Source organism: Microbacterium sp. EST19A (assembly GCF_019969685.1).
GTDB lineage: Bacteria > Actinomycetota > Actinomycetes > Actinomycetales > Microbacteriaceae > Microbacterium.
The window spans coordinates 937946-958041 of sequence record NZ_JAHXYZ010000001.1 but is presented as its reverse complement, the minus strand read 5'-3'; the positions used below and the strand labels follow the sequence as shown (position 1 = coordinate 958041).

At 69.1% G+C, this 20096-nt stretch carries 22 protein-coding genes; 12 read left to right on the top strand and 10 right to left on the bottom strand.

The features are described from left to right. Positions 1 to 19: 19 nt before the first annotated feature. The 3 genes from LC452_RS04750 to LC452_RS04740 all read right to left on the bottom strand — a co-directional run bounded on the left by LC452_RS04750 (position 20) and on the right by LC452_RS04740 (position 2066). Positions 20 to 433, bottom strand: coding sequence for an HIT family protein (locus LC452_RS04750; RefSeq protein ID WP_223622879.1), 414 nt, complete (start codon positions 431 to 433; stop codon positions 20 to 22). Next, positions 430 to 1302 carry an NAD(P)H-binding protein gene (locus tag LC452_RS04745; protein ID WP_223622878.1) on the bottom strand — a complete coding sequence of 291 codons (873 nt, stop codon included), beginning with the start codon at positions 1300 to 1302 and terminating at the stop codon, positions 430 to 432. The genes LC452_RS04750 and LC452_RS04745 overlap by 4 nt, the downstream gene beginning before the upstream one ends. Positions 1303 to 1376: 74 nt before the next feature. Continuing rightward, positions 1377 to 2066: a GntR family transcriptional regulator gene (locus LC452_RS04740; RefSeq protein ID WP_223622877.1), complete on the bottom strand. Its 690-nt coding sequence runs from the start codon at positions 2064 to 2066 to the stop codon at positions 1377 to 1379. 119 nt (positions 2067 to 2185) lie between these two features. Between LC452_RS04740 and LC452_RS04735 the strand changes: the two genes are divergently transcribed. Genes LC452_RS04735 through LC452_RS04725 form a run of 3 tightly spaced genes read left to right on the top strand, consistent with a single transcriptional unit; the run spans position 2186 to position 6035 of the window. Continuing rightward, positions 2186 to 4531, top strand: a complete 2346-nt coding sequence (locus LC452_RS04735; RefSeq protein WP_223622876.1) for a transketolase C-terminal domain-containing protein — start codon at positions 2186 to 2188, stop codon at positions 4529 to 4531. 28 nt (positions 4532 to 4559) lie between these two features. Further along, positions 4560 to 5171 (top strand): VOC family protein, encoded by a 612-nt coding sequence (locus tag LC452_RS04730; protein ID WP_223622875.1) that lies wholly within the window; start codon positions 4560 to 4562, stop codon positions 5169 to 5171. Between the two features lie 3 nt (positions 5172 to 5174). Continuing rightward, entirely contained in the window at positions 5175 to 6035 is an 861-nt protein-coding gene (locus tag LC452_RS04725; RefSeq protein WP_223622874.1) for a fumarylacetoacetate hydrolase family protein, read from the top strand. A 72-nt stretch (positions 6036 to 6107) separates the two neighbouring features. On the opposite strand, the gene LC452_RS04720 is transcribed toward LC452_RS04725, so the two are convergent. The 6 genes from LC452_RS04720 to LC452_RS04695 all read right to left on the bottom strand — a co-directional run bounded on the left by LC452_RS04720 (position 6108) and on the right by LC452_RS04695 (position 10911). After that, on the bottom strand, positions 6108 to 7418 hold the full coding sequence (locus LC452_RS04720; RefSeq protein WP_223622873.1) for an MFS transporter: 1311 nt from the start codon (positions 7416 to 7418) through the stop codon (positions 6108 to 6110). Positions 7419 to 7829: 411 nt separating this feature from the next. Continuing rightward, positions 7830 to 8513: an SGNH/GDSL hydrolase family protein gene (locus tag LC452_RS04715; protein ID WP_223622872.1), complete on the bottom strand. Its 684-nt coding sequence runs from the start codon at positions 8511 to 8513 to the stop codon at positions 7830 to 7832. Between the two features lie 42 nt (positions 8514 to 8555). Then, complete coding sequence (locus tag LC452_RS04710) at positions 8556 to 9092, bottom strand: hypothetical protein (RefSeq protein WP_223622871.1); 537 nt, start codon at positions 9090 to 9092, stop codon at positions 8556 to 8558. Positions 9093 to 9131: 39 nt separating this feature from the next. Further along, positions 9132 to 9815, bottom strand: coding sequence for a zf-HC2 domain-containing protein (locus LC452_RS04705; protein ID WP_223622870.1), 684 nt, complete (start codon positions 9813 to 9815; stop codon positions 9132 to 9134). Next, positions 9812 to 10333 (bottom strand): sigma-70 family RNA polymerase sigma factor, encoded by a 522-nt coding sequence (locus LC452_RS04700; RefSeq protein WP_223622869.1) that lies wholly within the window; start codon positions 10331 to 10333, stop codon positions 9812 to 9814. The genes LC452_RS04705 and LC452_RS04700 overlap by 4 nt, the downstream gene beginning before the upstream one ends. Before the next feature lie 155 nt (positions 10334 to 10488). Further along, positions 10489 to 10911, bottom strand: a complete 423-nt coding sequence (locus LC452_RS04695) for a hypothetical protein (RefSeq protein ID WP_223622868.1) — start codon at positions 10909 to 10911, stop codon at positions 10489 to 10491. Positions 10912 to 11082: 171 nt separating this feature from the next. Between LC452_RS04695 and LC452_RS04690 the strand changes: the two genes are divergently transcribed. The 7 genes from LC452_RS04690 (at position 11083) to LC452_RS04660 (ending at position 13909) form a co-directional block, all read left to right on the top strand. Continuing rightward, positions 11083 to 11607, top strand: a complete 525-nt coding sequence (locus tag LC452_RS04690; protein WP_223622867.1) for an Asp23/Gls24 family envelope stress response protein — start codon at positions 11083 to 11085, stop codon at positions 11605 to 11607. Then, positions 11604 to 11792 carry a DUF2273 domain-containing protein gene (locus tag LC452_RS04685; RefSeq protein ID WP_223622866.1) on the top strand — a complete coding sequence of 63 codons (189 nt, stop codon included), beginning with the start codon at positions 11604 to 11606 and terminating at the stop codon, positions 11790 to 11792. The genes LC452_RS04690 and LC452_RS04685 overlap by 4 nt, the downstream gene beginning before the upstream one ends. Then, the gene (locus LC452_RS04680; protein WP_223622865.1) at positions 11792 to 12187 is read left to right on the top strand and encodes a hypothetical protein; all 396 of its coding nucleotides are present in this window, start codon (positions 11792 to 11794) and stop codon (positions 12185 to 12187) included. The genes LC452_RS04685 and LC452_RS04680 overlap by 1 nt, the downstream gene beginning before the upstream one ends. Further along, complete coding sequence (locus LC452_RS04675; RefSeq protein ID WP_223622864.1) at positions 12184 to 12768, top strand: DUF6286 domain-containing protein; 585 nt, start codon at positions 12184 to 12186, stop codon at positions 12766 to 12768. Before LC452_RS04680 ends, LC452_RS04675 begins: the two co-directional genes overlap by 4 nt. Further along, complete coding sequence (locus tag LC452_RS04670) at positions 12765 to 13379, top strand: hypothetical protein (protein ID WP_223622863.1); 615 nt, start codon at positions 12765 to 12767, stop codon at positions 13377 to 13379. Before LC452_RS04675 ends, LC452_RS04670 begins: the two co-directional genes overlap by 4 nt. 36 nt (positions 13380 to 13415) lie before the next feature. Then, on the top strand, positions 13416 to 13628 hold the full coding sequence (locus LC452_RS04665) for a hypothetical protein (RefSeq protein ID WP_223622862.1): 213 nt from the start codon (positions 13416 to 13418) through the stop codon (positions 13626 to 13628). A gap of 107 nt (positions 13629 to 13735) precedes the next feature. Then, on the top strand, positions 13736 to 13909 hold the full coding sequence (locus LC452_RS04660) for a CsbD family protein (protein ID WP_136054733.1): 174 nt from the start codon (positions 13736 to 13738) through the stop codon (positions 13907 to 13909). Between the two features lie 77 nt (positions 13910 to 13986). On the opposite strand, the gene LC452_RS04655 is transcribed toward LC452_RS04660, so the two are convergent. Further along, positions 13987 to 16464: a X2-like carbohydrate binding domain-containing protein gene (locus LC452_RS04655; protein ID WP_223622861.1), complete on the bottom strand. Its 2478-nt coding sequence runs from the start codon at positions 16462 to 16464 to the stop codon at positions 13987 to 13989. A 172-nt stretch (positions 16465 to 16636) separates the two neighbouring features. Between LC452_RS04655 and LC452_RS04650 the strand changes: the two genes are divergently transcribed. Both LC452_RS04650 and LC452_RS04645 read left to right on the top strand, forming a co-directional pair. Beyond that, positions 16637 to 19099, top strand: coding sequence for a glycoside hydrolase N-terminal domain-containing protein (locus tag LC452_RS04650; RefSeq protein ID WP_223622860.1), 2463 nt, complete (start codon positions 16637 to 16639; stop codon positions 19097 to 19099). Then, positions 19089 to 20063, top strand: a complete 975-nt coding sequence (locus LC452_RS04645; protein WP_223622859.1) for an acetylxylan esterase — start codon at positions 19089 to 19091, stop codon at positions 20061 to 20063. Before LC452_RS04650 ends, LC452_RS04645 begins: the two co-directional genes overlap by 11 nt. Positions 20064 to 20096: the final 33 nt, after the last annotated feature.

Below are 20096 nucleotides of genomic sequence, written 5' to 3'. Positions count from 1 at the left end.
TCGGGTGGGTGGTGAGGGTTCAGGTCAGGGTGGCGCGCACGTCGACCGCGAGGGCGAGCGATGCGGCCGGATCGCGGCGTTCCTCGCGGAGCGCCAGGATGCCGGCGCCACGGTGCTCGGGCGCCAGATCCGGTTCGCGCGCGATCACGAGGAAGTGGAAGTGCGAGTAGTTCTCGCCGAAGCTCAGGAAGTAGACGGTCGGGGCACCGGTGACCGCACGGATGGCGGCGACGACGCGCTGCGAGATGACACCGAAGCCGGCGGCCTCGTCGGGGGAGAGGCCTTCCCACCCCTCGGCGTGACGGCGCAGCCGGAGGATGTACCAGCCGGGGGCGTCGTACGGGGCCGCGACATCGAGCGACCAGTCGTCGTCGCGATAGACCTGTGCTGCGGCATCCGCTTCTTCGAGGTCGCAGGGAAGGCAGGCGCTCATGCGGTCACCGGCTCTGCGGCCAGCGTCTCGTCGAGATACGCCTCGATCGTGCGGGGCTCGTTCCCGGTGACCTCGCGGACCGTGTCGGTGACGAAGGCGGAGGCGCCCGCAGCGAAGAGTTCGTACATCTCGCGGAAGTGCTCGGCCTCCCACGGAGCCATTCCGTTCGCGGTCAGCGACGCGTGCACCTGATCGAGTGTGACGTCGGCGACGGCGACCGGAACGCCGCGCCGTGCGGAGACCGCCTCGGCGATCTCCGCATAGGTGACGGGTCGCGGTCCGGTGAGGGACAGCGTCTGACCGTCCCAGGCGTGGCTGGTCAGCACACGCGCCGCGACGGCCCCGACGTCGCGCGCGTCGATCATGCTGATGCCCGCGGTGCCGAGCGGGTTGATGATCTTCCCGGTGGAGTGGATGCCCGGAAGCATCAGCTTGCCCACGAGCACCTGGAGGAAGGAGTTGGGCCGGAGGATCACGAAGGGCTGGCCGCTCCCCTCGAGGACCTGCTCGATCTCCCAGTGCTCGCGGCAGGCGAGCGGGCCATCGGGGGTGATCGCCGAGGCGGTGCCCGAGAGCTTGATGATGCGGATGCCGGTGCGGCGCAGTGCGCGGATCACGCCGAGCTGGAGGTCGGCCATCGTGAAGCTGTGCGGAGAGAGCAGGAACACGCTGTCCATCCCCTCGGCCGCCGCGCGGATCGCGTCGGAGTCGGTGGCATCGCCGGCGACGACCTCGACGTCGGGCCCGAAGAGCGCGCGCGCTCGCTGGCCGTCTCTCACGAGGACGCGGGGAGTGTCGCCGAGCCGGCGGAGCTCGTCGACGACATGGGGTCCGATGTTCCCCGTGGCGCCCAGGATCAGGGCAGGCATTGACGCTCCTCGCTACTCGCTACGATATATCCTGCATGCTAAGCGCGGATGCCGACAGCGCACAAGCCCCGGTTCTACGGAGCCGCTTCGAGGGGCGCGATGTGCTCGCGGATGCGCGTCTCGTTCGCATTGAGATGATCGCGCAGAGCCTGTGACATCGCGGCGGGGTCGGCCACGAGCGCGGCATCCCGCAGGAGGCGGTGGGTCTCGTAGCGGCGAGCGCGCTCCTCCTCGGTGATGCGCGTCGGGTCGAACACGAGGTGCGTGTAGCGCTCCGCTGCCATCCAGAGCGTGTGCAGCACGCGGTCGTCCCAGGCGTTCGCGGCCGGGCGCACGAGCGCCTCATGGAAGTCGTAGTGCGCCTGCCAGGCGATGTCGGGATCCAGGTCGCGGCTGCGTTCGAGGAGCGCGTCGAGCTCGGCGATCTCGGCGTCGCTGCGTGCGCCGGCCGACGATCCGGCGAGCGGGAGCTCGATCACGTAGCGGAGGCGGTAGATGGCGGCGAGGTCGTCGGTGCTGAGCGGCGCGACGCTGGCCGCGCGGGCCTGGCGCATGACGATCAACCCCTGCGACTCGAGGCGGCGCAGCGCCTCGCGGATCGGGATGTGGCTGACGCCGAGCTGCGCGGCGAGGTCCCGGATCGAGAACTGCTTGCCCGCCTCGAGCGATCCGGTCAACACCGCGCGACGGATCTCCGCCGTCACCAGGTCGACGGCGGAGCTGTTGGCTGAGGCCACCGACCTCAACTGCCCTTCGATGGCCATGCCATCTCCCTTCGGTGATTCTCCCTATGGTGCCAGGCCCGGGGCCCCGCACTTGCTCGCCACGACTGCAATCGCTACGGTATAAGATATATCCTGCGATCGAACAAGGAAGTCCGACCATGAACTCACCCTCCCTCGCGGCACCGGCGAGTGCGGCTCCCACCGAGCTCGACACTCTGCGTGCGATCGAGAAGAAGGTCCTCTGGCTGGCCACCGCGATCATCGACTCGGCGAACGCCGGCAGCCGCAAAGACCCGGACGGCCTGAAGATCGGCGGGCACCAGGCGTCGAGCGCCTCGATGGTGACGATCATGACGGCGCTGTGGTTCACCGCCCTCACGAGCGACGACCGGGTCTCGGTGAAGCCGCACGCGTCGCCCGTGCTGCACGCGATCAACCACCTGCTGGGCGAGCTTGCGCCCGAGGAGCTCGAGACTCTCCGCGGCTTCCACGGTCTGCAGAGCTACCCGAGCCGCTCGAAGGACCCCGACACGGTCGACTACTCCACGGGTTCCGTCGGCATCGGAGCCACCGCGCCGATCTGGGGCGGAATCGCACGCCGCTTCGTGGCCGACACGGTCGGCGCACCTCTCCCACGGGGTCGGCAGTACAGCCTGGTCGGCGACGCCGAACTCGACGAGGGCGCCGTGTGGGAGGCCGTGCTCGACCAGATGGTGGGTGACCTCGGCGAGATCGTCTGGGTCGTCGACTTCAACCGGCAGTCTCTCGATCGTGTCGTGCCGAACATCTCGGCGACCCGGCTGCAGTCCATGTTCGCGGCGGCGGGCTGGCAGGTGATCACCCTCAAGTACGGGTCGTTCCTCACCGAGCTCTTCGCGCGACCCGGTGGCGAGCACCTGAAGCAGCGGATCGACGAGATGTCGAACCCGGAGTATCAGCGGCTGCTGCGCTGCTCGGCGGAACAACTGCGCGTGCGGCTTCCCGGCACCGGCGCCGGCGCGGAGAACGTCTCCGCGCTCCTCACCGACCTCAGCGACGACGACGTGCTGCGGGTCATCCGCGGTCTCGCCGGTCACGACATCCCCAGCCTGATCGACGCCTTCGGGCAGATCGACGACTCCCGTCCGACGGTGATCTTCGCCTACACGATCAAGGGCAACGGACTGCCCAGCGCCGGGCATCCGCAGAACCACTCGAACCTGCTCAAGCCCGAGCAGTTTGCCTGGGTCGCCGAGCAGCTCGGCGAGAGCACCGACGATCGCTGGCGGTCGTTCCCCGGGGATTCCGCGGAGGCCGCGCTCTGTGCCCGCGTCGCGGAGCGTCTCGGCCGGGAGCCGGTGCATCCGACCGCTCCGCCCGCTGTTCCCGAGGACTTCGGACGAGACATCCGCGGGCACAGCTCCACGCAGCAGGGCCTCGGCAGGCTGCTGCTCGATCTCGGCAGGTTCGCCCCGGATGCCGCGCGACGGGTCGTGACCGTGGCGCCGGACGTCGCCTCGAGTACCAACCTCGGCGGCTGGGTGAACAAGGTCGGGGTGTGGTCGCCGACCGCCCGGCAGAACTGGTTCGCCGACGACGCCGAGACGATCCTGCACTGGGACGAGCGGCCGTCGGGTCAGCACGTCGAACTGGGTATCGCCGAGGTGAACCTGGTCGGCCTGCTCGGCGAACTCGGTGCCACCTGGAGCCGCTGGGGCGAACCGCTGCTGCCGATCGGCACGCTCTACGATCCGTTCGTCACCCGCGCGCTCGAGCCGTGGTCGTTCGGGGTCTACGCGGGCGGACAGTCGATCCTCGTCGGCACTCCCTCCGGCGTGACGCTCGCGGCCGAGGGCGGCGCGCACCAGTCGATCATCACGCCGTCCATCGGCATCGAGCAGCCGGGCGTCGTCGCCTTCGAACCGGCGTTCGCGCAGGACTTCGAATGGTGCATGCTCGACGCGATGTCGCGGCTGGGGCGACCCGACGGCTCGTCGAGCTACTTCCGTCTCAGCTCCCGGGTGATCGACCAGGGGCTGGCCGATGTTCCCGCCGACCCGGCCGCGCGCGAGCGCCGTCGCCGTCAGGTCACGGCCGGGGCGTACGTGCTGCGTCGCGCCGAGCACCCGGACGTCGCGCTCGTGGGCATGGGCGCGCTGATGCCCGAGGTCCTCGCCGCGGCTGACCGCCTGGCACAGCTCGGGATCGCCGCCGACGTCATCTGCGTGACGAGCCCCGACCGGCTGTACCGCGCCACGCGCGCACGCAGCGGCAGAGGGGACGGCGAGGCATGGATCCTCGATCAGGTCTTGCCGGCCGATCGGGCGGTGCCGATGGTGACCGTGCTCGACGGGCATCCGCACTCCCTCGCCTTCCTCGCTGCCGTGCGCGGGGTCCCCAGCGTGAACCTCGGCGTCACCGAGTTCGGCCAGACCGGCACGTTGCAGGACATGTATCGCCTGCACGGCATCGGCCCCGATGCGCAGATCGCCGCCGCACTCGACCTCGTCTCACCGACCCTCTGAACCACCCCCGATCTCGAAGGAGAGAGAAATGCCGGACAACAAGGCCACCCACTGGCCCGCGAACCCGCCGAAGCTGCACCACACCACGTTCACCACCCTCCGGATGGACGAGATGGTGAACTGGTACGGACTCGTCTGCGGACTGCGCCCCGTGTTCCAGAGCGACGAGGCATCCTGGCTGACGAACGACGACGCCAACCACCGCATCGCCCTGCTGTCCCCTCCTGGACTCAAGCACCCGACCGACAAGGGGCACGAGACCGGCATCCACCACACCGCGTTCGAGTTCTCGACGTTCGACATGTGGATGAACAACTACATCCGGCTGCGCGATCACGGCATCCTGCCGTTCCTGCAGCTCGACCACGGCATCACGATGTCGGTCTACTACCAGGACCCCGACGGCAACGGCGTTGAGATCCAGGTCGACGGCTTCGGCGACTGGGCGGATTCCAGCGAGTGGATCGCCAACGCGAAGGAGTTCGCCGAGAACCCGATCGGCACCTTCTTCGACTCGGAGAAGCTCGTCGCGGCTCGTGAGGCAGGACTGTCGTTCCAGGAGATCCACGAGCGCACCCGCGCGGGCGAGTATCTGCCCGATGTGATCCCGGAAGACATCTTCCTGCCGGAGGTGTGGTGACCGATGCGCATCGCGAACCTCGCCGGTCGGCTCGTCCTCGTCGAGGGCGAGCGCGCGCTCGATGTCGAGACCGCCAGCGCCGGAGCCTTCGGCGCTGATCCCGCCGCCGTGTTCGATCGCTGGGCGGAGTTCACGGCGTGGGCGGATGCCGTCGACGTCGCGACGGCCGAGGGTACAGCCGCGTTCGCCTCGGCTGACCTGGGCGCCCCGTCGCCGCGTCCGAGGCAGGTCATCGGCGTCGGACTGAACTACGCCGATCATGCGGCGGAGGCAGGACTTCCGATCCCGGAGCACCCGGTCGTGTTCACGAAGTTCGCCTCATCGATCGCCGGCCCCGACATCTCGGTGCGGCTCCCCGGAGACACAGTGGACTGGGAGGCCGAGCTCGTCGTCGTCATCGGTCGCGGGGGGCGCAGCATCCCGATCGCCGAGGCGTGGGAGCGGATCGCCGGCTTCACCGTCGGGCAGGACCTCTCCGAGCGCACGGTGCAGTGGCAGGGCACGCCCGCGCAGTTCAGCATGGGCAAGTCGTTCGAGGGCTTCGCACCCATCGGCCCGGCGATCGTGTCGGTCGACGAGCTGGCCGACCCCGACCGGCTCGCGGTCTCCACGACCATCATCGGGGCGGACGGCACCGAGACGCGGGTGCAGGACGGCTCGACGGCGCAGCTGATCTTCCCGGTCGCCGAGCTCGTGAGCCGGCTGTCCGAGACGGTGGAGCTGCTCCCCGGAGACGTCATCTTCACGGGGACGCCTCCCGGCGTCGGGGCGGGCATGAAGCCCAACCGGTATCTCGTGGCGGGGGAGACCCTCGTGACCGAGATCGAGGGCCTCGGCCGCATCACGCAGCGCCTGACCGCCTGAACCCACCTGGCACGAAGAAGCCCCGCGCATCTCGGATGCGCGGGGCTTCTTCGCAGCTGTCGGTGGTGCAGGTCAGGCGCGGACGGCGGACGAGGTCGCCTCCGCCGAGACGGCTGCACCGGCATCCGCTGGCGCCTCTTCGCGCGGCCGCAGTCGCAGGGCGACGATCGCGATGCCGCCGAGCACGAGCGGCAGGGCGAACAGCATGTACAGCGACGGGGCGGTCCAGCCGCGGTCGATCAGGACGCCCGCGAGGATGGGCGAGATGATCGCACCGATGCGGCCGAGGCTCACGGCCCACCCGACTCCGGTCGTGCGGGCCTCCGCGGGGTAGCACTCCGGCGCGAGTGTGAACAGACCGGTGGCGCAGGCCTGGATCAGCGCGCCGACCGCGAGCGCCAGCGTCAGCGTGAGTGCGAAGCTGCCGAATGCGAGTCCCATGGTGAGGAACGCCGCTGCGGCGCCGGCGAACGAGATGATCGTCAGCAGGCGGTTCTTGATGAAGATGGCGAAGACCCCGAACAGGAGTGCCGCCGCCGCTCCGCCGAGATTCAGCAGGATGCCGGCGCTGATGCCCTGCGCCGCGGAGCCGCCGGCCTGCTCGAGCAGGCGCGGGGTCCAGCCGTTCGCGAAGTAGAAGGCCGCCATCATCACGAAGAAGGCGAAGCCGAGCAGGGCGGAGCGTACGCCGTTCCGCCCTGTGAAGATCGCCGTCCTGATCGCGTTCTTCGGGCGTTCCCTGACGGCCGGCAGCTCGGTGATCGGGGCGAGGTTCATCCGCTTCAGAGTGCGGTTGATCGTCTCGACGGCGTTCTTCGGACGCTTCGACACGAGGAAGTCGATCGACTCGGGCAGGGCGAACAGCACCAGCACGAACGCCACGATCGTGAGGGCGGCTCCCACCAGGAAGCTCGCGCGCCAGCCGAGGGTCGACAGCACGATCGCGGCGACGAAGCCTCCGACCACGCCGCCGATCGGGAGGCCGGCGGTGCCGATCGCGATCATGGTGGCGCGCCGTCGCCGGGAGGAGAACTCCGAGATGACCACGGGAAGACCGGCCACGAGCCCGCCGACGCCGATGCCGGTGACGAACCGGGCGACCGCCAGCTGCGGCATGCTGATCGTCGCCGCCGAGATGGCCATCGACGCGATGATGATCCCGAGTCCGATCAGCGTCATCGGCCGACGGCCGATCCGATCGGCGAGAGGCGCGAGGAACGCCGACCCGAGAACCAGGCCGACGCCGACGCTGCTGAGCAGGATGCCGATCTGGGCTCCGTTGAGCGACCACTCCGCCGCGACGGACGAGGCGGAGAACGCCATCAGCAGGAGGTCGTAGCCCTCGATGAGGACGATGAGGAGGCAGATGGAGATGACGAGCATCTGATATCTGCTCAGAGGTGCGCTGTCTATCGACTCGCGTATCGACATGCGGGGCCTTTCCGTCGAGGCCGGCCTCATTGCCGGCGCACTGCGGCCACCCTCCACCGAGCCCACGCGCCGGCATAGTGCGCTTTCATTCAATGGCGCGCAGAGGCCGACGGTTTCAATGAGTGGGATTCAGCCCACCATCGCTGACCGCAGGTCCTGCAGGATCCGATCATCACGTTGGCCTTCGGCCGCGATCGGTCGTGAACGGATCAGTGGCGCTGACCACCGCATCCATGAGCCCCAGGACGCGCATCACGCGGAGGGCGATCTCCAGCCGGGATCGGTGTGGACGTGCCCTCATTTCAGATTAAGGACACTTGATCTAAATGGCTTTTAGATCAACGAAGCTTGTCGTTATGTGAATCACAACTGCGGATCGAGCATCTCCAGCGCGGCATCCATCTCCTCGGCCATGTGCGCGTACCCATCATCATTCGGATGCTGGCCGTCAGACGCCATCCAGCTGTCGTCGGACCCCGCGTAGTGGCCGTCGAGCCAGTGGCTCGCCCCGGGGATCCAGTCGGCGTCGATCTCGGCGGCGGCCGCCTCCACCCAGCCGATGATCGTCTCCAGCGATTCCGGACGCGTGTCGGTGTACCAGAACGGCTCGACCACGATGATCCGCGCCTCGGGCAGCGCGTCGCGGATACGGGTGAGGTCTGCGGTGATCGTCTCGCGGATGAGGTCGGCGCTTCGGTCGTAGCTGAAGTTGTCGTTCAGGCCCATGGTGACGAAGACGATGTCGGGCTGCGAATCGATGACCAGCTCGGGGAGATCGTCTTCACCGAAGTCCGAGCGGTGGTTGACGAACCCCAGTCCGTTCACGCTCGGGTTGAACTCGCTCCACCCGCGCTCGGCGCTGATGACCGTCGACCAGCGCAGTGACGGGTCGCTCGCCCCGGTGCCGAGCGTGTAGGAGTCGCCGTAGAACGCGACGACCGGCCCGCTGGCAGGCGTCGGAGACACGTCGGGCACGGGCGCGGCGCTGCACGCGGTGAGGCCCAGGGCGAGGGCGACGACGGACGCGAGCGATCGGAGACGGCGCATGCGTCTTGTTCGTCGCCGATCGCCCGGCGGATGGGATCGGCGTCAGTACAGCCAGCGACGCCCGCGCACCCAGGACAGCGACTGCCACCACGCACCGAGGCCCAGCGCGGATCCGGCGCCGATCGCAGCCAGCATCCAGCCCATCAGGACGTACAGGAGGTGCTCGTCGACGATCGGGTTGTTCGAGAGCGGCAGCATGCTGAGGTAGATGCCGCCCATCACGAAGGTGCCGCCGAGGGCCGCGAGACGCAGGCCGATCCCCGAGATGAACGCCGCCCCCACGGCGCCGAGGCCGAGCATGAACAGCACGTCGACGACCGGATTGCCCGCGAGGGCCTGGAACATGCCCGACAGTGCGCCCTCGGTGTGGCTGAGGTAGCCGGCGCTCGGCGACTGGCCCGCCAGCACCGAACCCTCGGGCGGTGTCGCGACGCCGAAGCCGAAGAGCTTGTCGACGAACGCCCACAGGTAGACGAAGCCGAGGGCGATGCGGGTGAGGGCGATGAACACGCGGGCAGCGGGAGCGTCGAGGGCGGAACGTGCGGGTGCGGTGCGGGTGATCTCCGTGCGTGTGGACATGATTTCCTCCGGTGTGGGTGTGTTCTCGGTGTGTGGCGGTCAGTGGTCGGTGGCGGCGAGGAGCCGACCGGAGGCCGCGGCGGACAGCTCGATCCGGGTGATTTCGTCGGCCGGCGTGGCTGTGGTGGCGGAGAGGCCCGCGGTGCGCGACGTGCCGTCGCCGGCCCACGTCGCCACGACCGTGCGGATGCCGTCGGCGTCGACGACGGCGAGCTCATAGTCGTGCCCGAGCGGGATCCCCGGCGGGTACGAGCAGGACCAGTCGAGGCGCGTGCTCCCGCGCAGGGTCGTGATCGACAGGTCGGCCTGCACGCCGCTGTCCGCCACCGGCTTCAGGCGCAGCGACTCGGTCGCGGTGACCGTGCTGCCCACGTGCATCGTGACGGCGTAGCCGGCGGCCCCGCCGAGGAGCATCAGGCCCAGCGCGACTGCGGCGACCCGCGTCCTGCGCGTCCGCTTCCGGCGGTGCACGCGTTCGGCGCGTGCCGTGCGTGCACGGGAAGCGGATGCCGCGGCATCCGCTTCACTCGCCACCGGAGGCGTCGCCCGCACGGCGGGCGACGGGACAGCGGCGAGCATGCCGGGAAGAGGCGCCAGCTGGTTCACCGACTGCCGGCACGACCGGCATCCGGACAGGTGACGGTCGAACTCGTGGCGATCGCTCACGCTGAGAGCTCCGAGCACGTAGGCCGCGTCCCATTCGGTGTACTCGTCGGGGATCATGAGACGACGCCTCTCTCCTGCAGGGCGACGCGCAGGGCGCGCATGCCGTAGTGCAGGCGCGACTTGACGGTGCCGGTGGGGATGCCGAATTCGGTGGCGAGCTGCGCGACGCTCCTGCCGCCGTGGTACGCGCCGCTGATGACGGCCTTCTGGTCGGCGGGCAGCGTGGAGAGCGCTTCGGCGATGATCCAGCGCTCGAACAGCCGGTCGGTGTCGTCGTCGTGCGCGGACTCCGGCAGCGTCTCCACCACGATCTCGCGGCGTCTCCTGGCGCTGCGCAGATCGTCGATGACCATGTTGCGCGCCACCTTGCACAGCCACGCCCGCACCACCGGCTCGGGTCTGGTCAGGATCTCGGCGTGCTGCCAAGCCCGCAGCAGCGTCTCCTGCACCACGTCATCCGCCAGGGCGGCGTCGTAGGGGAGCGAGATCACGAAGCCTCGCAGCATGCCGGAATAACGGTCGTGAGCGTTCCGCAGCAACCGATCGGTATCCGTCGGTGCTCCGAAATCCGTCATCGGCGCGCGCGCACCCCCACCGGCTCTGCCACGTCTCCCCCGTTCCGAAGGCGCCGAGACGCACCCTCCGAGGAAGAGACGATACGGGCGGGCGAATGGTTCAGACGGATTGTGACTCAGCGAGGGAGACGAGCGGCCGCGCGTGCCGCAGCGGCTCAGTCAGACGTCGACGTCGGTTCGACGGCGATGACCTTCGCCAGCCACGGGCAGTACGTGTCGCTCGTGAGGGTGCGGTCTTCCACATACTCCGGAAGCCCGTCGCACACCTCCGTGGTGAAGTCGGCGAACTCGAGCGTGGCGGGGTCGATGTGCCAGGACCAGGGCTCATTGACCGACGGGTCGCCGCGGACGATGCGCCCGACCGGGATGTTCGCCACCTCCTCGCCGGCGAGAAGACGCTCGGCATGCTCGACGAGTTCCGGGGTGATGAGCTCGATCTTGAAGCGCTGGCCTTCGATCTCGAACGTCGCGACACTCGGCACGTTCGCCGGCGCGCTCGCACAGCCCGAGACGACCACCAGGAGACTCGCGGCGAGACCGGCGCTGAGAGCGATGCGCCGCGAGGACATCGATGTCATGGGATGACACTACCCACGAACGAGACGGATGAAAGGGGCCGGAGAGAAAAGTTCAGACCTTTTCGTGACGAATCGGCGGGTGCACGCGTCTTACCTGTGAGCGAGTCGATCGCTCCCGGCAGGAGCCCACGGGGGCTCATCGTCGGCCCACAGATCGAGATAGGACCCGTCATGGCAAACCAGGACCAGAAGACCCCCGCCACCCCCGCCGACAAGGAGCTCGCTCAGACCGCGACCGCTCCGAAGCCGGCAGCCTCCGCCTCTCGCGTGGACCGCTCCTCGAGCTTCTCGACGTCGCGGATCCCTGCGGACGCGGATGCCGCGGGCAAGACGGTCATCGCCGACGGCGTGGTCGCCAAGGTCGCCGGTATCGCCGCTCGTGAGGTCGCCGGCGTCTACGCCCTCGGAGGCGGCGGAGCACGTGCCTTCGGCGCGATCCGCGACGTGATCAACGCGACCGACCTCTCGCAGGGCGTCAAGGTCGAGGTCGGCGAGACCCAGGCCGCCGCAGAGCTGACCATCGTCGTCGAGTATCCCGCTCCGATCCAGGAGGTCGCGAACAATGTGCGCGCCGCCGTCGCCGGTGCGATCACCCGTCTCGTCGGCCTCGAGGTCGTCGAGGTCAACGTCGAGGTCAACGACGTGCACGTGCCCGGCACCGACAACCAGGAGAACGAGGAGTCGCGAGTCTCATGACCCCCACCACCACCGGCGCCCTGATCGGCGCCCTCCTCGCTCTCGCGGCGCTGCTGTTCGGGTTCTGGGGGTTCCTCCTCATGGCCCTGTTCGCCGGCATCGGCGCGATCGTCGGCCGGATCGTCTCCGGCAAGATCGACGTTCGCGGTCTCGCCGACGCCTTCACAGGGCGGCGCACCTCCTGATGCGCGTCGACCAGCACCTCGCCGCCGGTGGCGGCCCCACGGGGGTCGCCACCGGAGGGGACGCCGTCCCGGGCCGCATCGACGTGAGAGAGCGCGTGTACCGCACGGTCACCGAGCAGGCGTCCGCAACCCTGATCGGTGTGCCCCGCGGTGACGTGAAGGTCGATGTCGCGGAACACCCCGGAGGCATCGCCGTCCGCATCGCGACGCCGCTTCCCGTCCCCGATCTCGACGACACCGCCGCGATCGCCCAGAGCATGCCGGTCCTCGACCGGGCGCGCCAGCTGCAGGAGCAGTTGCAGCAGAGTCTCTCCCGCATCCTCGGCCGAGACGTGACGCGTATCAACCTCACCATCACCGGCGCCACCATCCCTGAAAGGAGACGAGTGCGATGAGCACCCCGGTTCTGCGTCGCGTCGTCCGACGCGAGACGCACTCGCCGCGCACCGTCGCGACCTTCGTCGCGGTCATCCTGCTGATCCTGGCGCTCGCCTACATCGGGCTGGAGATCGTGCTGAACCTCGCGGCTCAGCCGGCGCTCCTCCTCGGTCCCGCCGCGGCAGGCGGATGGCTGGTCGGCCTCCCCACCGCGCAGCCGGCAGGGCTCGTCATCGCGGGCAGCGTCGTCCTCGCCATCATCGGCGTGGTCTTCGTGGTTCTCGCGATCACTCCCGGCCGCTTGTCGAAGCACACCCTCGAGGCCGGAGACCGTGCGGTCGTCGTCGACAACGGCGTGATCGCGAGCGCTCTCGCCCAGCATGTGTCCGATCAGACGGGTCTCGCCCGCGAGAACATCACTGTCGGCGTGGGCCACCGCACTGTCGACGTGACCGTGCGTCCCGGCGCCGGCATCCCGCTCGACAAGAGCATGGTGCAGTCGGCCGCCGAACTCGAGCTGCAGACGTACCGGTTGACCCGGAGCGTGCGCACGCGGGTTCGGATCGACCGCCCCGACGAGAAGGAAGACGAGCTGTGAACAACACGAATCGTGCGTTGAACCGCACCCTGCTGCTCATCATCGGGCTGCTGTTCCTCGGTCTCGGCGCCATCGGCATCGCCATCATGAGCTGGCCCACCGCGACCGACGTCTGGACGTCGGGCGGAGAGGGTGCCCGCACCTGGCTCGACCAGACGATCGCGGCCACCGCGATCGCGGGCGGCAACCTGTCGTGGATCGGCGTCGGCGCCGTCGCCGCGATCGTCATCGTCATCGTGCTGCTCATCCTGGCGCTCACGAGCGTCGCGGGTCGTCGCTCGAAGACGGTGCTCCGTTCGTCGGGTGCGCAGAACCCGCTCGGCCGTGTCACCGTCACCGAGTCGTTCGTCTCGGATGCCGTGAAGAACTCGCTGGCGACGCGAGACGAGATCCTGTCGTCGAGCGTCACGGCCAACGACATCAAGAGCCGGCCGGTGCTGCACGTCGCCGTCACACCGCGGCAGAACACCGACCCTCGGGAGCTGGTCGAACATGTCGATCGTCTCCTCACGAACCTCGCCGCCCTGACCGGGAGCGAGACCGAGACCTACGTCTCGATCCACACCGGTCTGCGTGCGCGTCTCGCGCACGACCAGCGCCGGCTCGTCTGAGCCGCGTCCGCCGCACCCACTCGGAAAGCAGCCATCATGCAGAACAAGATCCTCCTCATCGGCGCCATCGCCTTCGTCGCCTACATCCTGGGCAGCCGGGCGGCGACCGTGCAGATCGACAAAGGCGAGTCGGTGCGGCACCAGCTCGTGCGGATGTGGAACGACCCCAAGGCCAAGAAGGAGCGGCAGAAGAAGGCCGAGAAGGCTGCCAAGGCCGCGCGGAAGGCGCTCGAGAAAGCGCGTCGCTGACCGGCATCCGCCCATCCCAGACTTATCGCCGGTCGCTGCGCGGCACGTCGATAAGGCGTCGGGGGTCATCCCGACGTCATGATCACCACCAAGGAAAGGAGCTCCCCATGGGACTCGATGACAAGATCAAGAACGCCGCTCAGGACATCGCCGGCAAGGCGAAGGAAGCGATCGGCAACGTGACCGACAACGACAAGCTCGTCGCCGAGGGCAAGGCCGACCAGGCCAAGTCCGACGTGAAGCAGGCCGGCGAGAACGTCAAGGACGCCTTCAAGAAGTAATCACAGGCGACCCGGAATGCGGGTGGACGGGGGAGACCCCGCCCACCCCGCATTCTCCTGTCGCGGCCCTCGTTCTCTCAGCGGGTCACGTACGACAGCCCGTCGATCCGCAGCACGTCTCCCGACGTCTTGACGATGCGGATCGTGTGCTCGCCCTTGCGCAGGTCGCCGCTCGTGAACAGCTCCTGACGGGTGAGTCGCGCGTCGCCGTGTAGATCGATCGTGTCGACCAGCTCATCGTCGATGTAGATCTCGGCCGTGCCCTGATCGGGTGCGATCGCACCCGTGAGCGTGACCTTCGACCCGGTGAAGTCGAGCGAGACCGACGCGCCGTCCGCGGCCGTCCAGTGCACGTCGTCGCGCAGGTCGCCGCGGAACCGGAACTCCAGCGCCGTGTCGCCGTCGGCGAATGAACCGATCAGGGCGGCACCTATGGCCACCTCGCGCCCATCCACCGTGTAGTCGGTTCCCGCCACCAGCGCGGTGCCGTCCCGGAAGACGCCGACGAGCTCGCCCGGGTCGCGTCCGAGCGTGACCACGGCATCTGCCGGGTCCGATCGGTCGAACGCCACGTGGTCGACATCGAGCACGCCCTCCTGGATGACGTCGAGCTTGTCGAGGAGCATGAACTGGCCCGACTTCTTCACCACCCTCAGGTTGTGACTGCCGTTCGGCAGATCGCGCACGCTGTACACGACCTGCTGTACCCCGCGACCGTCGGCCAGGAACGTGTCGACCGTGTCGACGAGCTGTCCGTCGAGATAGACATCCGCCTCGCCCTGCGAGGAGTGGGTCTCGGTCACCCAGTCGATGCCGGTGCCGACGAACGAGTACTCGAACGACGATCCGTCCGCCTCGCTGTACTGCACGTCGTCCTGGTAGTCGCCCATGCCGCGGCCGGCGCTCCGACTCCAGGTGCCGCCGTACACGATGCCCGGGCCGTCGTTGTTGACGCTGACCACGTTCGAGGCGCCGGTCTCTGGCGCCTCGCCGCCCTGCGCCGAGTCGAAGACCGACACCGTCAGCGCCTGCGACCGTGCCGGAACCTCGTAGCCGCCGTTGCGGCTCCAGTCGCCGTCGTAGCGCAGGCGCGCGTCGTCGTCGTTCAGCGTGATCGTGCTCTTCTTCGCGGGCGTGAAGGTGAACAGGCGCGTGCCGTGGACCGGCACGTCCTCGGCGACGAACTCGCCGGTCGTGCTGCCGAGGTTCTTCTTGCGCCACAGGTCGCGGATCTTCGCGGAGCCGTCGATGCCGATGTCGGCGAACGGCACGGTGATGTCGGCATCCGTGCGTCCGAGGTTGAACACGGCCACCGTCACGGACCCGTCGGAGTTCACCGCGTACCAGGTCTGCCGCGGCGTCGCCGTCGAGACCGGATGCGCGGGCCGCCCCGCCTGGTTCACCGCGATGACCTCTTTGTTGGTCAGCAGCTCGAGGCCGTATTCGTCGAGGTTCGTCATGTCGTTGCCGATGTACATCGGCGCCGCTCCCACGGCCCAGAACGTCGCCGCGGTGCGCCGCTCGTCCTTGGTCAAGCCGTCCATCGTGCCGTTGCCGACGTTGAGCGAGTCGAAGTCGTTCCACCCCGTGCCGGGGCCGGCGTGACGCCACCAGTCGGCGGCTTTCGGGAACAGCCGTGAGATGTTGTCCCAGGTCGTGAGCGCCTCGTTCTCGCAGTAGCACTCCACATCCCAGTCGACGCGCCAGCCGTTCGCGTACTCCTTCCAGAAGTCGGCGTAGCGGATGTCGAGAGCCCAGGAGAGCTCGAACCAGATGTTGTTGCGCTCGAGCGCCTGCGACCATGCCGCGACATCGTCACGGGCGTCGATCGACAGGTCGCCGATACCGGATCCCGGCGTGACGCTGTCGAACTTCACGAAGTCGATGCCCCATTCGCCGAGCATGTCGGCGATCGAGTCGATGTACGCCTGGCCGCAGGGGGTCGAGAAGTCGATGCGGTGACCGATGCCCCAGTAGTCGGCCTGCTGGAGGGGACGTTTGACGACGTCGCCGGTGGTGCATTCGGGTGCTCCGGCGATCGGCAGCTCCGCCTCGTACACCTCGGCCGAGATGCCCGGGATGAAGTACAGCCCGATCTTCTGGCCGTTGGCGTGCACGTGGTCGATGACGGACTGCAGCCCATCGGGATAGAGCGTCGTGCTCGGCACCGGGCGACCGTTCCCGTCGACGCCTCCGTTCCAGCCCGCGTCGATGTTGATGTACTCGTAGCCGAACTTCTGCAGCTTCTCGTGCATGGCGTCGGACTGCGCGAGGATCTGGTCGGCGCTGATCCAGGCCTGGCCGTTGCCGGCGTAGACCTGCATGCTGTAGCTGCTCCAGCCCATGTACGGGCGGGAGCCCAGTGGCTCGTCCGGCTTCGCGGTGGCGGCGACCGTCGTCGCCGCGGATGCCGCGGGCGGGACGGATGCCGATGTCTCGGCAGCCGAGGTCTCGGCGGCCTGAGCCGTGGCGGTTCCCATGCCGAGCGCCAGTGCGGCGGCGGCCAGCACGGCCGGCCATCGCAGCCTCGCGGTCGGTCGATCGTTGTGGATCATGTCTTCCTCTCATGGCGGTTCGACGGTGAACCCCGCGCGTCTTCACGCGGTCCCCAGAAGGTTCGGCAGGCGACTGCTCCGTCCAGCATCGGATCGGCCGCCAATTACTTGACACCGGTAAATAATCACGATTAGTCTCGTATTGCAAGCAGCCATCTCGTCAAGGAAGACCATGCCGCGTCCCCATCCTGAGACCCGTCCTCGCCCCGCAGGAACGCTGCGTCTGGCGTGGAATCCGCCCGCATCGAACTGGAACGAGGCCACCCCGTTGGGCAACGGCCGCATCGGCGCGATGCTGTTCGGCGGAGCGTCAGGACGCTATGCGCTCAACGACGCGACCGTCTGGTCGGGCACCCCCGACGGGCCCGCTGACGCCCTGCGCGACGTGCTCGCCGCGGGGGCAGGGCCCGAGCGCCTCGCCCGCGTCCGCGCCGCTCTGGACGAAGGGCGCACCCGCGAGGCCGAGGACCTGCTGATGGCCTTCGAAGGCCCGTACTCGCAGGAGTTCCTGCCGCTCGCCGACCTCGACGTGCGCATCGAGGATGCCGTGGCGGTCGCCCCCGCCCGGGTGCTCGACCTCGACGAGGCGGCGGTCACCGAGAACCTCACGATCCCCGGCGGCACGGTCGTCCGGCGATCCTGGGTCTCGGCGCCCGCCCGGGCCCTGATCATCGAGATCACGGCGGATGCGGAGTTCACGGCATCCGTCTCCCTTCGCACGCCCCTGCATGACGCGGGGTCGACCGTGCTGCCCGACCTCACCGGGATGACCCTCGACGTCGTGGCACCGATCGACGGCGCCCCGCTGCACGAGGAGGCGGTCGAATCGCCCCTGACCTACGCCGGCGACGACTCCGAGGCGTTCGACGCCTTCGCGGCCGTCGCCGTCGGCTGGAACACCGATGGACTCGCGGAGCGGACGCCCGACGGCGTGACGTTCCGCGGAGCCCGCCGGCTGCTGATCGCCCTCTCCACATCGTCCCGCGCCGCGTCGTGGTGGGCCGGCGAAGACGAGGAGGGGCGGATCGCCTCGCGTGAGACGATCCGGAACCACGCCAGGGAACAGGCGGATGCCGCGGTCCACCGCGACGCATCGACCTTGTTCGAGGAGCATGCGGCCGATCGTCGGCGCGCGACTCCGGCGAGGTTCGCGATCGGCGGCCGGCGGGAAGGCACGTGGGATGTCGACCGCGACATCCTGCACGGATCCGACCTGGCGCTGAAGGCGACGGTGATCGCCGAGTTCGGCGCCTACCTGCTCGCGTCGTGCTCGCGGAGCGGAGGGCCGGCGGCGAACCTGCAGGGCATCTGGAACGACGAGCTGCAGCCCGCCTGGTCGTCGAACTACACGATCAACATCAACACCGAGATGAACTACTGGGCCGCTCCCGTGCTCGGCATGGACGATGCGTTCGAGCCGCTGCTCGGCATGGTCGAGAAGCTCGCGCGCAATGGCACCGACGTCGCCCGTGACCTGTACGGCGCGCGCGGCTGGGTCGGCCACCACAACTCCGACCTGTGGGGCTGGGCGCTCCCGGTCGGCGGCGGCCACGGCGCTCCGAGCTGGGCGATCTGGATGATGGGTGGCGTGTGGCTCACGCACAGCCTGTGGGATGCGTACGAGTTCGGCGGCGACCGCGATCTGCTGCGCACCCGCATCTGGCCGCTCCTGCGCGGGGCCGCCGAGTTCGGTCTCGACTGGCTCGTGCCGGATGCCGAGGGTCGGCTGCGCACCTCGCCCTCGACCTCTCCGGAGAACTCCTTCTTCGCCGCCGACGGCGAAGGGACGGCGATCGGCCTGACGTCGGCATCCGATCTCCTGCTCCTGCAGAGCCTCTTCGAGCGCGCGCGGACGGCGATCGACGTGTTGCAGGTCGACGACGACGCGCTGCGTGCCGAGCTCGACGAGGCACTCGCGCACCTCGCCCCGCTGATCATCCGCGCCGACGGACGCATCGGCGAATGGTCGGCCGATGTCGTCGAGGTCGAGCCTCTCCATCGGCACATGACGCCGCTGATCGGCATCCATCCGCTCGACGTGACCACGCGCGAGCGCACTCCCGAGCTCTTCGACGCCGGCATCCGTCTGCTCGACGCCCGCGGGCCCGGGGCCATGGGCTGGTCGTGGGCGTGGAAGGTCGCGCTGCGTGCACGGATGGGCGACGGCGAGACCGCCGCCTCGCTGCTGGACGAGGCCTTCACGGCCTTCGACGGCGATGCCATGCGGCATGGCCCGGTCGACGGCTCGGAGTGGGGTGGGCTGCTGCCGAACCTGTTCAGCACGCATCCGCCGTTCCAGATCGACGCGAACCTCGGGTTCCCGGCCTCGATAGCCGAGCTGCTGGTGCAGAGTCACGGCGGAGTCGTGCGGCTGCTGCCCGCGCTCCCGTCGGACTGGCGCGAGGGCGATGTGCAGGGACTCCGCGCACGCACCGGTCTCGAGGTCGACCTCGCCTGGAGCGACGGACGGCTGCGCGAGGCGCAGGTGCGCAACCGGCTCGACGAGGACCGCGACGTGGTGATCGAGCACGACGGCGTCCGGCTGTCGGTGACAATCTCCGCGGGAGCGGTGTTCGACGTGCCCGTGCGCGACCTCGCCGACACCGTGGTGGGAGGATCAGCGGATGCGCGGTGAGACAGCCACGGTCGACATGCCGACCACCCAGACCGAGCCGAGCGACTTCGATGCGTTCTGGGCCGAGACGCTCGCCGAGACCCGGCGCTTTCCCCTCGACGTCACGATCGAGCCCCGCGAGACCCGACTCACGGTCATCGACGTCTACGAGGTGACGTTCCGCGGCTTCGGCGGCACGCGCATCCGCGCGTGGCTCCGGATGCCGCGCGACGCGACCGAACCGCTGCCGGGACTCGTGCAGTTCTTCGGCTACGGCAACGGACGCGGGCACGCGCTGCGCGACCTCCGCTGGGCCGCCGCCGGCTACGCCCACCTCGTGGTGGATGCGCGAGGCCAGGGGCACGGCGACACCGACGACGACCACCCCGAGGGCGGCCCCTCGGCCGGCGGCTTCCTCACCCGAGGACTGCGCTCGCCGCGGGAGTACTACTACCGGCGGGTCTACGCCGACGCCGTGCGTGCGGTCGAGGCGCTGCGATCGCTGGATGCCGTCGACGCCGCCCGTGTCGGCGTCGTCGGAGCGAGCCAGGGCGGCGGCATCGCCCTCGCGATCGCGGGCCTGGTACCCGATCTCGCGGTGGCGATCATCCAGGCGCCCTTCCTCTGCGAACTGAACCGGGCGGCCGACCTCAGCGCCGAGGAGCCGTACGCGCTCCTCACGCAGTACTTCGCCGACCGCCGACTCGACACCGCGGCAGCGCTCGACACGCTGCGGTACTTCGACGGCGTCAACCACGCGAAGCGCGCGACGGCCCCCGCGATCCTCAGCACCGGTCTGCGCGACGGCATCACGCCCCCGGCATCCGTCCTTCCGGCGTTCACCGCGTACGGCGGCGAGAAGCAGATCGTGCTCTGGCCGTACAACGGCCACGAGGCCGGCGGCGACCTCGACGAGGAGAACGCGCTGGAGTTCGCAGCGACGCACCTGGCACCGGCCGCCTCGCCTTCCGCGCGGCGGGCCTGAGGATTCGCTACCGTAGCCGATAACGACTGAGGA